Origin of the sequence: Stenotrophomonas indicatrix (genome assembly GCA_041545745.1) — a bacterium.
GTDB classification, from domain to species: domain Bacteria; phylum Pseudomonadota; class Gammaproteobacteria; order Xanthomonadales; family Xanthomonadaceae; genus Stenotrophomonas; species Stenotrophomonas indicatrix_A.
The window spans coordinates 3,702,340-3,717,301 of record CP168152.1 but is presented as its reverse complement, the minus strand read 5'-3'; the positions used below and the strand labels follow the sequence as shown (position 1 = coordinate 3,717,301).

The following is a 14,962-nucleotide window of genomic DNA, read 5'->3' as shown; positions in this document are numbered from 1 at the left end:
CGTCGTACCCGGTTCGAACCGACGGCCGCGCTCTGCGCGGCCGTTTGTTTTTGTCCGGCGCCTACCCAACGGGCGTTTGGATGGACGGAACACTGCGTCCTTGTGACAACGCGTTTGCCGATCCCGGCCGCTCGCTGGCAGGGTGCCGGCTGCCTGTCGTCTACGACTTCTGTCTAGCGCCCGGCAAATGCTGCTGTGCGATAATGACCTGATCCCCGGCACAGGCCGAGGACGTCATTCACGTGCCTGACCAATGCGCTTGGGCAGGCGCCTTCCCATGAAGGAGCGCACACAGTGTCCGATCTTGATCAGGTCACGCTCAACGCCGGCGATAAGTCGGTCGTTCTGCCCGTCATCAAACCCACCCTCGGCAACGACTGCGTCGACATCGCGAAGCTGACCAAGGAAACGGGGTATTTCACCTACGATTCCGGTTTCACCGCGACGGCCAGCTGCAAGTCCGCCATCACCTACATCGACGGCGACAAGGGCGTGCTGCTGTATCGCGGCTACCCGATCGAGCAGCTGTCGGAGAAGTCGAGCTACGTCGAAGTGGCCTACCTGCTGATCAACGGCGAGCGCCCGAGCGCCGAGCAGCTGAAGGCCTTCACCGACGAGCTGGCTGCCGAAGCCAACGTCGATGCGTCGATCAACACCCTGATCGGCAGCTTTGCCAAGGATGCCCATCCGATGGCCATCCTGACCGCCGCCATCGCGCAGCTGTCGGGCATCTATCACGCCTCGCTGGACTTGTCCGACGCCGAACAGCGCCGCCAGGCCGCCGTGCGCCTGATTGCCAAGGTGCCGACCCTGTCGGCGCTGATCTACCGCCACGGCAAGGGCCTGCCGGCCAACAAGCCGGACACCTCGCTGGACTACGTCAGCCGCTTCCTGAAGCAGACTTTCGAGTCGGCTGACGGCCAGTACGATCTGAACCCGGATGTGGTCAAGGCACTGGACCTGCTGTTCATCCTGCACGCCGACCACGAGCAGAACGCCTCGACCTCGACCGTGCGTCTGGTCGGTTCGACCGGTGCCAACCCGTACGCGTCGGTCGCCGCTGGCGTCACCGCGCTGTGGGGTCCTGCCCACGGCGGTGCCAACGAAGCCGTGCTGAAGATGCTGGAAGAGATCGGTTCGGCCGACAACGTCGAATCGGCCGTGCTCAAGGCCAAGGACAAGACCTCCGGCTTCCGCCTGATGGGCTTCGGCCACCGCGTGTACAAGAACTTCGACCCGCGCGCGAAGGTCATCGGTGAGATGACCGGCAAGGTGCTCAAGCAACTGGGCGTGCAGGATCCGCTGCTGGACGTGGCTGTGAAGCTGGAACAGGCCGCGCTGCAGGACGAGTACTTCGTCGCCCGCAAGCTGTACCCGAACGTCGATTTCTACAGCGGCATCATCTACAAGGCGCTGCAGATCCCGACGGAAATGTTCACCGTCATGTTCGCCCTGGGCCGCACTTCCGGCTGGGTCTCGCATTGGCTGGAACAGCAGGTCGACCCGGAAATGAAGATCGGCCGTCCGCGCCAGGTCTACACCGGCCACGACGTGCGCGACTACCAGGGCTGATCGCCCTGCGTAGATTGTGCTGAAGACGCCCCGCGATTGCGGGGCGTTTTTTTTGTTTCGCTTCTGGTAGATGCCAACCTTGGTTGGCAAGCTTTGGACATCCGCAGAAAACCATCCACGCATGGCGTGGATCTACTGCGCCCCGGCTCTTGGCACGATGTTCGCCGTGCCAGGAGCGCGTGATTCAAGGGTCTCATCAGCTTCGCAAGCGCTCGCGCAGCCTCAGGACGCCAGCTGCACCCGCAGCACCTGATACAGAGCGTTCGACCCCATGAGTACCCGATTCGACCTGCCCGAGCGCGGCCCGCTTGGTCACGACGTCGCTACTGTCGTCACCAGCCCCCATCGTGCCGCCCACCAGCGAAAGTGCAGTGTCGTGGGGCGCGATTCTGGCCGGCGCCGTTGCCGCTGCTGCACTGTCCCTCATCCTGCTCATCCTGCTCATCCTGGGTGTAGGCCTTTGGTCTGTCCTCGATATCGCCGTGGTCGTTCGAGGGCGTTTCCAAGGAGACCTTCGGCTGGACCAGCGCCGCGTGGCTCACCTTCACCGCGCTGGCCGCTTCCGGTCTGGGCGGCTATCTGGCAGGCCGCCTGCGCACCAGGTGGACACGGATCCACGGCGATGAAACCTACTTCCGCGATACCGCGCACGGCTTTGTGTCGTGGGCTGTGGCCACGCTGCTCACTGCCGGTCTGCTGACCTCCGCCATCGGTGGCGTGCTGGGCGCCGGTGCAAAGGTGGCTGGTGTCACCGCAGGCGCCGCTGCATCCACGGCAGGTGCGGCCGCGGCGGGCGTCGGCAGCGCTGTGTCGGCTGCGCCGGAAGGCGACCTCAACTACTGGGTGGATTCGCTGTTCCGCAACGCCACCACCCCGGGCCCGGACGCCGCCGGTGCACCTCCGGCTCCGCCGGCAGCGGGTGCAGCACCGGGCAACGGCCCGATGGACCCTGCCGCACCGCCGCCGCCGCCCGAGCCCATCGAGCAATGGTTGTCGCGCGAAGACTTCAGCTACCTCTTCATGGACTGCCGCGGTTACGGCGGCATGCGCGATGCGCCCGGCGCCTACACCATCGACGAGATTGCATCCGACGCACTGGATCTGATGACCGCCCTGGGCCATGAGCGCTTCAGCGTGGCAGGGCATTCGATGGGCGGCATGGCCATAGAACGCATGGCGGTGCTTGCGCCGGAACGGATACGCGGCATGGTGGCCATTGCGCCGGCGCCCTGCGGCGGCATTGCCTACGACGCCGCGACGCGAAGCCTGCTTGAAGCGGCAGCCGTTGAAGGCGCTGGTGGGTGGGCACGATCCCACCTTCAACCGTGCATTGATGGAGCATACCTATCTGTGCCGCTACCGGCAGGCCACGCTGGAGGTCCTGCAGGATGCCGGGCATTACCCGATGAACGAGACGCCGCTGGCCCTGGTGGCGGCCATGGAATCGTTCCTGAAAGAGGCGTCGGGTCTGGGATGAATGGTTTCTGACATTGGATGTCGTTTTCACATCTTTTCGGAGTTATTGCATGGGCATCACATTCGAGGCGATAGAACCTGAAGGTACTTATCCCTGCATGGAGAACACCATGAACCGACGACTCACCCTTGCACTCCTCGCCACCTCCTTGAGCCTGCTCAGCGCTGGCGCCTTTGCCCAGTACACCGGCCCGGGCGCAACCAGTGCCGTCACCACGGTTGCCGAGGCGCGCGACCAGCGTGACGACCAGCCGGTGGTGCTGCAGGGCACGCTGGTGGCCAAGATCGGCCACGAGCGCTACCGCTTCAAGGACGCCACCGGCGAGATCGATGTGGAAATCGACGACAAGGATCTGCCCAGCCACCAGGCCGTCAGCGCGACCACCGTGGTGGAGCTGCACGGTGAAGTGGACACGCACCGCTTCAAGCCCACCGACATCGACGTGGATCATGTGCGGATCGTCGGCACGCGTTGAGGCGGCGGTAGTGCACCCGTGCGTCGAGCGTAGCCCGTTTCAATAAGAGTGCGTGTCTCGCAATGAGGTTTGTTGCAAAGACCGGATGAGGAAATTTGCATAACCCTCAAACATTGAACGCCTTCAAGGAATCTCCTTAACGTTCAGTTATTTAGGAAAGCTTGAATGGCCGGCGCGGGGTCGGCATACCTACCATTCTCTCGTCGGCCGCACCCACCTCTGCGGACGGCGCTTCCCTCCCTTTCTCCTTGGGGAGGGAAGCTTTCATATCCCACCGTCCGAGAGAGACAACCATGCACGCCATTCTGAAGAAGGCCACGCTCGCTGCAGCGCTGGCCACCGTTTCGCTGTCCGCCAATGCATTCGATGCCGATATCAAGGTCTGGGCCAACGTCGACCCGACCCTGGCCCTGCTCAAGGCCGATGGCACCGCGCTGGATTCCGTGGTGAACATGGTCCACAACCCGGTCAGTGGCCTGGTGCCGTGGTCGCAGCAGGTGCGCATCTACTCCAACGATATCGACAAAGACATCGAAGTGCGCGTCGGCAGCACGCCGCAGCTGCTCAACACCGACGGCAGCGGCACACCGGTGCCGCTGACCGTCAGTCTCAATGGCAAGGCGCTGACCGTGGCCGCGCAGGACTTCGCCGCATCCGACCTGTTCGACGGTGCGCTGCCGGGCGCATCGATTCCGATGCCGCTGCGTATCGCGCAGACCGTCCAGGCGCCGATCGCCAAGGGCGGTACCTACGAAGGCATCGTCACCATTGCCATGCAGCAGAAGACCACCAGCCCGTAAGGCGCCCGCGCCGGCCCGCTTGCCGGGCCGGCCGTTTCCGGTAACACCCCCATGAAAGTACCCGCACCCGCCGTCACCCGGCTGGCGGTCGCGCTCGCCCTGTCGTTGGCCATTCCCCTGGTCGCAGCGCGCAGCGTTCCCGCCGGTTTCGAGGATCTGGTCGAAGGCCAGACCGAACAACTCGAGGTCCGTCTGTTCGGTCGTTCGACCGGGCTGGTACCCGTGCGCGTGACTCTGGAACACGTGCAGCTGGAAGCCCCGGCCGAGGCGCTGCAGACATTGCAGCTGCCCGCCGAGGCACAGGCCGCGTTGTTGCCAGCGCTGTCGCAGCCGCTGCCGCGCAACAGCCATCTGGCCTGCCGCTATGGTGGCGCCAGCGCCGGTTGCGGTTACATCGATCCCCCCGAGGAGCCCACCGCCGTGCGCGCGCTATACGACGAAGGCGAGGGCGCCGTGCGCCTGTTCGTCGCCCGCCAATGGATTCCCGGCGAACCGGCTGCCGAGCTCTACCACCAGGTCAGCGCCAATGCCGAGAACGCCTTCCTGCACCAGCACACGCTCAACGTCAGTGGTGGCCGTGGCTACCAGTCGCTGGCCGCGCAGGGCATGGGTGCGCTGGGCATGTTCCAGCGCGGGCATCTGTCCGCCGACTGGACCTTCAGCCAGCAGCACTACCGCGGCGGCCGCGCCAACCGCGACTTCCAGCTGGACAACGCCTATTACCGCCATGATCTGGGGCAGCAGCACTACCTGCAGGCCGGGCGCATGGACCGCCGCAACCTGAGCAGTCCGCAGGGCGGCACCTTCAGCTTCAGCATGCTGCCGATGGATCGCTTCCAGGGCCTGCGCCTGGGCACCACGCAGGCCTACGTGGATGCCGCCGCTGCCGTGCAGGCCACGCCACTTACCGTGCTGCTGGCGCGCGATGCACGGGTGGATGCCTTCGACGGCGAGCGCCTGCTGCAGACCTTCTACCTGCAGGCCGGCATCAACCAGCTCGATACGCGCCGGTTCCCGCTGGGCAACTACACCATCACCCTGCGCATCTACGAAGACGGCGTGCTGGTGCGCAGCGAGGACGCGCCGTTCGACAAGGGCGGCGACTGGACCGACAGCAGCGTGCAGTGGTTCCTGCAGGGCGGGCGCCGCAACGAACGCCGCAGTGATCGTTTCGATGATGAGCTGGCGGCGATGGGCGGCGTGCGCGTGCCGGTGTCGCGCAACGTGGCGGTGACGGCCGGCCTCGCCGACCTCGGCGGCTTCAGCTATGGCGAACTGCGGTTGGACCTGCGCCATGTCTTCGCCACCCAGGAGATCCGCGCCACCTTCAGTGGCATGCAGGGCAGCGATGGCAGCCGTGGCCAGCAGCATCAGCTGTCCTATCGTCGCCGCGCCTCGTGGAATGTGTACCACCAGCGCATGCGTGGCCGCGCCTGCCAGTTCGAGGACGACGCGCGCGACCGGCTCGGTTGTGCTGATTCGCTCAGCGCCTCGATGGCGCTGCCGGTGGCTGGCGGCAATGCCTATCTGGCCTACACCCGTCGCCAGACCTGGCGCGCAGGCACCGTGCAGCCGGGGCTGGGGGATGATCCGCTGGCGGGGCTGGACCCGCTGTTGCCGCCGTGGCTGCCACAGCCCACGCGCGTGCCGCAGCTCAGCCGCACCTGGCAGGCCAGCTACAGCCGCAGCCAGCGCTGGGGCGAGTTCAGTGTCTCCAGCCGCATCGGCGTGTGGCAGCAGACCAGTGGCGGCGGCCTGCGCGATGGTCGTGACCGCGGCATCTATTTCAACTTCAGCCTCAATCGTCTGCAGCGCGGTGACCACGGCAGTTCGCAGCGCCGCTACGGCCTGGATGTGCGCCAGCCGCAGCATGCGCGACCGGACATCAATTACAGCGCCGGCCAGACCCTGCGCCAGGAATACGAAGACCAGTACCGCGAAGTGTCCGGCGAACTACGCGGCAACAACAACGAGCGCTACAGCGCCACGCTGAGCGGGCAGCTGCAGAACCGCATCGGCCAGACCGGCGCCACGGTATCGCGCTACCAGCACCAGGGTGGCAATGAAGTGGCGTACAGCGCTACGCACAGTTCTGGGCTGGCCATCGGCACGCGTGGCCTGTACTGGGGCGCGGGCATCGGCGCCGATGCCGGGCTGGCGGTGCAGGTGGATGGCACGGACGACCTGGACCTGACCGGCGTAGCTGCCGAACTGCAGGTAGGCGGCCTGCGCCGGCAGCGCCTCAAACTGGGCGAACGTCGCCTGTTGCCGCTGTCGGCCTATCAATCGCACCGCGCCGAAGTGCAGGACGCCAGCGCACTGGACAGCATCGCTGCCGTGCGTGTGAGCGGCGTGGGCGGCGCGCGTCCGCTGTTCCTCTCGCCTGGGCGGCTGGTGCGCATGCCGGTGCCGATTGAAGTGACCTACACCTTCATCGGCAACGCCCACGACATCGCCGGTGCACCACTGCGCGGCGCCCGCATTCTCAACGCGCCGGTGCCTAGCACCGGCAGCAACGGAGGCTTCGTGGCCGACTTCCCACGACGCGAAACGACCCTGTACCTGCTGCAGGACGACCGGCTGCTGCACTGCCCGCTGCAGGTGCGCGAGCGCCGCAGCGTGGTGATGCTGGTGGGCGCCGTGCAGTGCGAACCGCTGGCCGTGGCCCAGTTGCCGGCGGATATCCGCCATCAGGCACGGGTGACACGACTGCTGCAGGAGCAGGCGTTGATTGCGGCCACGCCGCAGACCGCGGCCGCGGGAGGTGCGCAGTGAGCCGCCGGGTGTGGTGGGTAATGGCGGTGCTGTGCGCGTTGGTGGTGTTGGCGCCGCGGGCGATGGCGCAGCGGCCGCCGGAGACGCATCCGACGAGTGAACATCGCGACATCGTGATGAGCTGGGATCGCTCTGCGATGCCCGGGGATATCGAGTTGTGGGCACCGAGGACTGTGCTTGGCTATGAGACAAGTTCGACGCGCTACGGATCGCTGCATCTGACTTGCCGATCGTCAACTGACGCAGCTCAAGGGCGGTGCCCTACTGTCGGCAATGCGCTCGATACAGGAAGGGGCGCGGTGACGATTCGTGCCACCGAGAAGCGTTCGGGATTGGTTGAGGAAATACAGCTTCTTGGTTTTCTCGCGAGAGCAATGCCTGGGCGAGCTTGCTCAGGTGACTTCTGGGGCCAGGCAGAGCTTCCGCCATGGTCTTCCTCTTCAGCTGAGTGTGGGCAGGAGTGGCCGATAGGCACAGGCGCCCATTTGGAATTGCCGGGTTCCGAGATTGAAAGGCTTGTGGCTGGAACTTGGGAGGCAGTTGCCTTCCTCGACCTGCATGAAGCGGTCAACGGACCAGTGCTTGCGACCTACTCATTCAAGTTCGACTTCACCATCACCGACTACAACGCGGTCTCCATCTACTTCCCGCTCTTCGACCAGGTCACCCCGCACGTCGGCCTGAACCTGCAGTACGACCCGATCGCCCAGACCGTGGGAGGGCGAACCCAACTCGACATGTGCCTGTACGACGGACTGGGCTCGCAGAGCCAGTACCTGGGCGTCACCGTGCGCGACAGCGGGCCACGTCCTCCAGGGCCTTCCGGCTACTCGGTCTGGCACACCGATGGCGGCAGTGATGCCACGCAGCGTGTGGACTACACCATCACCCTCGATCACAACGGCAGCGCCTTGCCCATGCGCAACGGTGTTGAGCAACTGCTGCACGGCATCGATACCGCAAAGCTGCGCCTGGTGCTGTTGCCCGGCATGACGCAGCCGGTGTTCTGCGTGCCCACGCCTTTGACGCTGGATACCCCCCGCGTGCCGGTCAGCAGCAAACGCCCCGGCTACTACGACGGCGATCTCAAGGTGGAACTGCGCGTTCCCACTGTCACGCCCTGATTCCCATGGAGCCCCCGATGAAGCCTCTCATTCGCTGCCTGCTTCCCCTGTCGCTGCTGATGGCGGTGCCTGCCCACGCCAACCTCACGGTGCATCCCATGCGCACGTCGGTGGACGTGAAGAAGGGCGCGCAGATCCGCATCTATTCGCAGTCCACCCAGCCGCAGTATGTGCAGGCCTCGATCAAGCGCATCGTCAATCCAGCCGGTGCAGACGAGCAGGAGGTTGAGGTCGAGCCCGGCGAGGCGGCCATCGCCATCACGCCAGGAAAATTCGCGCTGGCTGGTGGTGGTAATCGCCTGATCCGGGTGATTCCGCTGCAGCCGGTCGAGAAGGAAACCGCCTACCGCGTGTATTTCGAAGGCGTGCGTGGCCCTGACGGCATTGAGCGCGCAGGCGATGGCGAGCGCGCACAGGCCAATGTCGGCGTCAGCCTGATATGGGGCGCACTGGTCAATGTGCTGCCCGCGCAGCCGGCCATGGCGGTGCAGGTGGAAGGCAATCGCCTGCGCAACACCGGCACGGTACGCGTGGGCATCACCAGCATCGCCGATTGCGATGGTGCGCGCTGCACCGCGCACGACGTGTCGCGAAGCCTGTATCCGGGCAGTGCGCTGGAACTGCCTTTCCCCGTGCAGCCGGGACACACGCTGCAGATGCGTTACCGGCTGACCCGCGATGGCTATCGCGAGCACGTACAGACCCTGGCGCCCGGCGCCGGTTGATTACCCAGCCCCGCCAGCGGTGCTGGTGGGCTTTCACTTGAACTGGCTGTTAAGGAGTAAGCAATGAACCGTATCTACAGACGTGTGTGGAATCGAACCCGTCAATGCTGGGTTGTTGCCAGCGAACTGGCGTCGACCGGAGGTAAGCCGCGGTCAACGGCTGCGGGCGCAGTGTTGCTTGGGCTTGTTCTTGCGGTTCCCTCAGCAGAAGCTGGCGACATCATTGCGGCTGATGAGTGCGATGAATCCATCTGGCAGGCGCTGTGCCTGAACGCGGAGGTGCGCGCAGGATCTTCTTCTGCATACTCGTTGTTCGCAGCTACGCCACGTGCAGGCGGACTTGCGTTGGAACTTGGTTATCAGGCCAAGGCCAATGGCTATGGCAGTTCGGCCGTGGGTCCGGAGGCGAGGTCCGAGAACTTCTACTCCGCTGCGTTCGGCTGGAGGGCGCTTGCCGGTGCATCCTACAGTGTTGCTGCAGGTTCCAACGCTCAGGCAACTGGATTCTCGGCCATAGCAATGGGTAACGATTCAAAAGCATCCGCCTCGAGTGCAGTTGCGATTGGCCAACAGGCCAACTCCAGTGGGCAGTCATCGGTCGCCCTTGGGAGCTCTGCCGTTGCATCTGCAGATAGCGCTCACGCGCTTGGGTATCTGAGCCAGGCAACGGCAAAGTACGCGACTGCGGTGGGAACAGTAGCCAAAGCATTCGGCGCATACTCAATCGCAGTGGGCAACCACGCGACGGCCATTGGCGACGACGCCATCGCAATTGGACGAAGTGCAAAGACCGTAGACAGTTCCGCTGGCATCTCGCGAATTGCCATCGGTGGTGGAGCGTTTGCCGGGACAGGCGGCTACACAGGAGCCATCGCTATTGGTGGTTCTGCCAGTTCCGAGTACGACGGGATTTCAGTTGGCTACGGTGCGAAAGCAGCAGCCTCCGGAAGCATCGCGCTTGGATCACATTCACTGGCCAACGAGGCCAACTCCATCTCTGTTGGCAATGATTCGACCAAGCGGCGCATCGTGAATCTGGCCGACGCACGACTGTCGACAACTAGTACCGATGCGGTTACCGGCAAGCAGCTCAATTCCACCAACACCAACGTGACCAGAGCCCAGACCGCTGCCGATGCAGCGAAGACGACAGCCGCGGCAGCACAGTCCACGGCCAACACGGCCAACACCAATGCCAGTACTGCACTGGCCAAGGCCAATGCGGTCAGCGGCCTGGTCAGCCAGGTCTCGGCCAGTGGCAACGTGCGTATTGGCGGCGAGAACACCGGTACCGTGTTGGATGTGCGCAACAAGTCCAACGCTGTTCGCAGCATCACCGGCCTGAAGGATGGGGCGCTGAGCACGACCAGCACCGAGGCGGTGACGGGTAAGCAGCTCAACGCGACTAATACGAATGTCAGCAAGGCGCAGGCAGCAGCCGACGCAACGGCCGCGCGGCTGAACGCCAGCGCCGTGGCGCTGGGCGCGGGAGCTGTCGCGGAGCAGGCCAGCTACGGCATCAGTACGGCGCTGGGCAACAACGCCAAAGCCTACAACGGCAAGAGCGTCGCCATGGGCGCGGACGCTCGCGCGACGGTGGATGACGCGGGTAACAAGATCAGTGGCAACGCAGGTGTGTCCATTGGTGCCGGCACCCGCAGTGGCAACGGTGCGGTGGCACTTGGACTGGACGCTGTGGCAACGGGTGACCGTGGTATTGCGGTCGGTCATGAGGCGTCCGGCAAGGGCACGCACGCCACTGCGCTGGGCTTCCAGAGCAACGCGTCGGCCAACCAGGCCACGGCGGTCGGGCGCGGCGCCGTAGCCAGCAGCCTGTATGCCTCCGCACTGGGTAATCAGGCGAGTGCTACGGCGCAGAGCGCGTTGGCCCTCGGTGATCGCGCCAGTGCGACACATGCGGGCGCGGTTGCGCTCGGCAATGGCTCAGCCACGACTGCCACCAATCAGGTCTCGGTGGGCAATGGCTCGTTGAAGCGCAAAGTGGTCAACGTGGCCGATGCCGCCTTGAGTACGTCCAGCAGTGAAGCGGTGACCGGCAAGCAGCTGCATGCCACCAACACCAGCGTGGCTTCTGTGAAGGCGACCGCGGACGGTGCGCAGGCGCGCGTGGCGGTACTGGATGGCCTGGTGGGGCAGGTATCGGCAAGTGGAAACGTGCGGCTGGGCGCAGACAACACCGGTACCGTCGTCGACGTGGCCAACAAGAGTGGTGCCAAGCGCAAGCTCCAGAATCTGGCCAATGGCGTGCTCAGTACGTCCAGCACGGATGCAGTGACCGGGCAGCAGCTCAATGCCACCAATAGCGAAGTGGCCAGCGTGCGCATGGCGGCAACCGCGGCGAAGACGGCGGCCGATGCCGCCCGTGGCGTAGCTGATGGCGCTGTGCTGAAGGCTGATGCGTTGGCTGGGCTGGTGGGCCAGGTGTCTGCCAGTGGCAACGTGCGTCTGGGTGCGGAGAACACTGGGACCATCGTGGATGTCGCGAACAAGACCGGAGCCAAGCGACGCATCTATAACATTGCCAACGGCACGCTGAGTGCGGGCAGCACCGATGCGGTGACTGGCCAGCAGCTGTTTGCGACCAATACCACGGTGGAGACGCAGCGGCAGGCTTTGGCAGGGCATGCGCAGCAGCTGACGGATCAGGACGGGCGTATCACCGACAACCGGATCGAGCTGGATGCGCTGCGTACGGACTTCGATAACTTCGATCCGGATCTGGATGGCGTGGTCAAGTTCAGTGCTGATCGTCGCCTGGTGGACATGGAAGGTGCGCGCGTATCGGGGGTGGCAGCGGGGGATATCAGTTCTGCCGCCAGTACGGATGCGGTGAATGGCGGGCAGTTGTTTGCGACCAATGTCCGAGTTAGTGAGCTCGAGCGCAAAGGGCGATTCCTGAGCGTTGGTTATGACGATGAGAGCATTGATGCAGATGCCGGTCTGCTTGGGGTTGCGTTGGGCGATTCGGCAAAAGCCTCGTTGGGTTCTGAGGGCGGAGTGGCAATAGGAAGTTTTGCGGTTGCAGGTGCGTTCAACTCAGTCGCGATAGGAAGAGGTGCGGTTGTCGCAGAGGGCGCAGAAAGAGGCTTTGCGTTGGGAGTCGGTTCCAACGTGTATGCAAAAGAAGGCGTCGCTTTTGGTGCATTGAGCCGTGTCGTAGCGGGCGCTGATGGCGCAGTGGCACTGGGTTCCTATTCAATTGCAACCGAAGCAAATACTGTTTCAGTGGGGAACGGCTCTGTAAAGCGGCGCCTGGTAAACGTTGATCGTGGCATTTCCGATCACGATGCGACCACCATTGCGCAGCTCAACGAAGCTCTTGCTGGACTCGGTGGCGGTGCAGGCCTGGATGCTTTCGGAAACGTTGTTGGGCCTACCTATAGCGTGCAAGGTGGTAAGCAGAACAACGTCGGAGACGCCTTGGCTGCACTCGATGGGGCGGTGGTTAGGTCAGACAGTCGCGTAGATGGCCTCGAAGGTCAGCTGCGTGCGACGTTCCAGCAGTCGCCCTCAACCCGGGCAGATGGAATTGGTCAACTGAATCTGGCCGGTGCGCAAGGCATGGTTCTGTCGAATCTGGCCGATGGGCGTATTGCTGCCGGTAGTCGCGATGCGGTGACTGGTAGCCAGCTGTATGCAGCCAAGCAGGAAATAGATCGCAATAAGATCAATATAGACCAATTGATGGGGAGCGGGCGCGGGATCGCCAATGAATGGTTCCAGGGACCGATTGATTTTGCCGGAGCTCAGATAACCGGCGTGGCGGCGGCAGATATCAGTTCTGCAGCGAGCACAGATGCTGTGAACGGCGGGCAGCTGTTTGCAACGAACTCCAGGATTAATGAAGTCGAACGGAAAGGACGCTATCTAGCAGTTGGTGATACGGGGGTCGGGCAGGGGGCCTTCTCTGGAGCTTTCGGGTTGGCAGTTGGTGATGGTGCGGAAGCATCATTGGCAAGCGAAGGTGCGACGGCAGTTGGTGCGTTTGCGACAGCCAAAGCCAGGAATTCTGTGGCTTTGGGTCGGGCCTCCTACGTTCACGAGCGCGCGGAAGATGGTTTCGCTGTGGGGGGCAGGAGCCAAGTCGCTGCTAGAGGCGGCATTGCTCTCGGTGCAGAAAGCGAGGTTCGTTCCACTGCGAGGAATTCGGTAGCCATCGGCTATCAATCTATTGCCAATGATGCAGACACCGTTTCTTTAGGCAATGACTTGTTGAAACGCCGGATTGCGAACGTAGCCAACGGCCGCAACACCAACGACGCAGCCACCATCGGTCAGCTCCGCGGCGCCCTGTCCACCCTCGGCGGCAACATCGACGCCAACGGCAACGTCACCACCGCAGGCTTCACCGTCCAGGGCCGGCACCAGAGCACCGTCAACGACGCACTCACCACGCTGGACTCCGCCGTAGTCACCACCGGCTCCCGCATGGATCGCGTCGAAACCCAGCTCCGCTCGGTCTTCCAGGAAGCCCCCTCCACCCGCAGCGACGGCACCGCCCAGCTCACCCTGGCCGGCGCCAACGGCATGGTCATCTCCAACGTGGCCAACGGCCTGATCGCCGCCGGCAGCCGCGAGGCGGTCAACGGTGGCCAGTTGCACGCCGTGCAGCAGCAGCTCAATGGTCGCATGGACGGGCTGGAGCAGCGCGTGGATGGCCAGCCGCAGTCGCGTGCGCTGTCTACGGCTTCGACCGCGCCGACCGAACAGGTCACGCCAACGCCGGAAGCCAGCGATTCGCCGCAGGTGGCCTCGGCAGGCGAGGGTACGTCACCTACGCCGCAGCCGAAGTCGAAGCAGGACGACACGCCGTCGCCCACGCCGCAGGTCGATACCGCTGAACTGGAGAAGATGCTGGCCCGCGCCAACGAATACACCGATGGCGCCATCAGCAACTTCGAGCGTCGCCTGGACAAGATGGACAAGCGCTTCAACCGCATGGCGGCGATGAGCAGTGCGCAGACGGCCATGGCCATGAACACCGCTGGCCTGGCCACCTACAACCGCCTCGGCGCGGGCGTGGGCTACGCCGAGGGCGAGTCGGCAATGGCGGTGGGTTACCAGCGCGTACTCAACGACAAGGGCTCAGCCACCTTCAGCCTCAATGGTGCGTTCACCAACAGCGGTGAACGCAGCATGGGCGTGGGCGTGGGCATCGGCTGGTAAGCCATGGCGCCCCGGTGTGGTGCGCGTAACGAGCCCCGCCGCGCCGGGGCCATTGCAGAGGAGATTGCAATGTACAACTTCATGAGCCGCTTCATGACCTATCGGCGCTACTACGTCTGGCGTGCCCGCATCCGCTACGTCACCCACGACATGGATACGTGGACGCTGGCGTGCCTGGTGTTGATGATCTGCATGGGGCTGATGGTGTGGGGGTTCTGGCGCGTGGTGAACGTGCCGCAGCCGCGCATCCATCCGGAAGCTGCCGCCGTGCGGGTGGAAGTGCTGACCGACGAAGCGATTCATCGCATGGTGCTGGTACGCCACGGCGGCACGACGCCGGGTCATCCCTTCTACAGTGCTGCGGAGATCCGCGGCAGCACCCAGCGCACGCTGCGGGTGCGGCAGACGCTGCAGGACCCGGTACCGATGAAGCTGCAGGCGGACATGTACGCGGACATCGCCGATTACATCAACGCTACCGGTGCCTGCATGCCCTTTCCCTGCCGCCGCGTGAGTTTCCGCATCGAACAGTTGCAGCGGTCGGGACGCGAGAGTGCCGTACGCAACAAGGCCCTGGCCGAGATCCTGCAGGTGCCCTGGTACCTGGTGCCGAATCTTGATGGCGAACGCATGCGCGTGCGCAGTGGTTGGGCGGATGATTTCCAGGACGTGTACTCGCACGCCTGGAACCTGCATGACATGCAGAAGATGCATGCACGCATGATGGCCGAGTATCCGTACCGTGCCGCGGTGCCGTGGTTGGCACGGTTGGCGACCCCGTCCGAGGAAAAGCTGATCTTCCCGTAGAGCCGAGCCATGCGGCTCTA

General features: G+C 64.2%; 9 protein-coding genes and 1 pseudogene. All 10 read left to right on the top strand.

Annotated features, from left to right (window positions below; translation table 11 throughout):
* Positions 1-294 precede the first annotated feature (294 nt).
* The 10 genes and pseudogenes from ACEF39_RS16915 to ACEF39_RS16870 all read left to right on the top strand — a co-directional run bounded on the left by ACEF39_RS16915 (position 295) and on the right by ACEF39_RS16870 (position 14,942).
* Complete coding sequence (locus ACEF39_RS16915; protein WP_447945510.1) at positions 295-1,572, top strand: citrate synthase; 1,278 nt, start codon at positions 295-297, stop codon at positions 1,570-1,572.
* A gap of 271 nt (positions 1,573-1,843) precedes the next feature.
* A pseudogene (locus ACEF39_RS16910) lies at positions 1,844-2,544 on the top strand (hypothetical protein); the annotation flags it as partial.
* A gap of 48 nt (positions 2,545-2,592) precedes the next feature.
* Positions 2,593-3,060: an alpha/beta fold hydrolase gene (locus ACEF39_RS16905; protein WP_500288042.1), complete on the top strand. Its 468-nt coding sequence runs from the start codon at positions 2,593-2,595 to the stop codon at positions 3,058-3,060.
* Positions 3,061-3,158: 98 nt separating this feature from the next.
* A complete protein-coding gene (locus ACEF39_RS16900) occupies positions 3,159-3,524 on the top strand; it encodes a NirD/YgiW/YdeI family stress tolerance protein (protein WP_500285895.1) in 366 nt (121 codons plus the stop codon).
* Positions 3,525-3,817: 293 nt separating this feature from the next.
* Entirely contained in the window at positions 3,818-4,324 is a 507-nt protein-coding gene (locus ACEF39_RS16895) for a CS1 type fimbrial major subunit (protein ID WP_500285894.1), read from the top strand.
* 51 nt (positions 4,325-4,375) lie between these two features.
* Positions 4,376-7,099: a TcfC E-set like domain-containing protein gene (locus tag ACEF39_RS16890; RefSeq protein ID WP_500285893.1), complete on the top strand. Its 2,724-nt coding sequence runs from the start codon at positions 4,376-4,378 to the stop codon at positions 7,097-7,099.
* Positions 7,100-7,119: 20 nt separating this feature from the next.
* A complete protein-coding gene (locus tag ACEF39_RS16885) occupies positions 7,120-8,223 on the top strand; it encodes a CblD like pilus biogenesis initiator family protein (RefSeq protein WP_500288041.1) in 1,104 nt (367 codons plus the stop codon).
* A gap of 17 nt (positions 8,224-8,240) precedes the next feature.
* Complete coding sequence (locus ACEF39_RS16880) at positions 8,241-8,948, top strand: pilus assembly protein (protein WP_500285892.1); 708 nt, start codon at positions 8,241-8,243, stop codon at positions 8,946-8,948.
* A 63-nt stretch (positions 8,949-9,011) separates the two neighbouring features.
* Positions 9,012-14,135: an ESPR-type extended signal peptide-containing protein gene (locus ACEF39_RS16875; RefSeq protein WP_500285891.1), complete on the top strand. Its 5,124-nt coding sequence runs from the start codon at positions 9,012-9,014 to the stop codon at positions 14,133-14,135.
* A gap of 69 nt (positions 14,136-14,204) precedes the next feature.
* Entirely contained in the window at positions 14,205-14,942 is a 738-nt protein-coding gene (locus tag ACEF39_RS16870; RefSeq protein ID WP_500285890.1) for a hypothetical protein, read from the top strand.
* Positions 14,943-14,962 lie beyond the last annotated feature (20 nt).

Excerpts from the sequence above, each read along its gene's own strand:
- ACEF39_RS16905 (WP_500288042.1), top strand. The coding sequence starts at position 2,593 with ATGGACTGCCGCGGTTACGGCGGCATGCGCGATGCGCCCGGCGCCTAC.
- ACEF39_RS16870 (WP_500285890.1), top strand. The coding sequence starts at position 14,205 with ATGTACAACTTCATGAGCCGCTTCATGACCTATCGGCGCTACTACGTC.
- ACEF39_RS16880 (WP_500285892.1), top strand. The coding sequence starts at position 8,241 with ATGAAGCCTCTCATTCGCTGCCTGCTTCCCCTGTCGCTGCTGATGGCG.
- ACEF39_RS16890 (WP_500285893.1), top strand. The coding sequence starts at position 4,376 with ATGAAAGTACCCGCACCCGCCGTCACCCGGCTGGCGGTCGCGCTCGCC.
- ACEF39_RS16885 (WP_500288041.1), top strand. The coding sequence starts at position 7,120 with ATGGCGGTGCTGTGCGCGTTGGTGGTGTTGGCGCCGCGGGCGATGGCG.
- ACEF39_RS16895 (WP_500285894.1), top strand. The coding sequence starts at position 3,818 with ATGCACGCCATTCTGAAGAAGGCCACGCTCGCTGCAGCGCTGGCCACC.
- ACEF39_RS16900 (WP_500285895.1), top strand. The coding sequence starts at position 3,159 with ATGAACCGACGACTCACCCTTGCACTCCTCGCCACCTCCTTGAGCCTG.
- ACEF39_RS16875 (WP_500285891.1), top strand. The coding sequence starts at position 9,012 with ATGAACCGTATCTACAGACGTGTGTGGAATCGAACCCGTCAATGCTGG.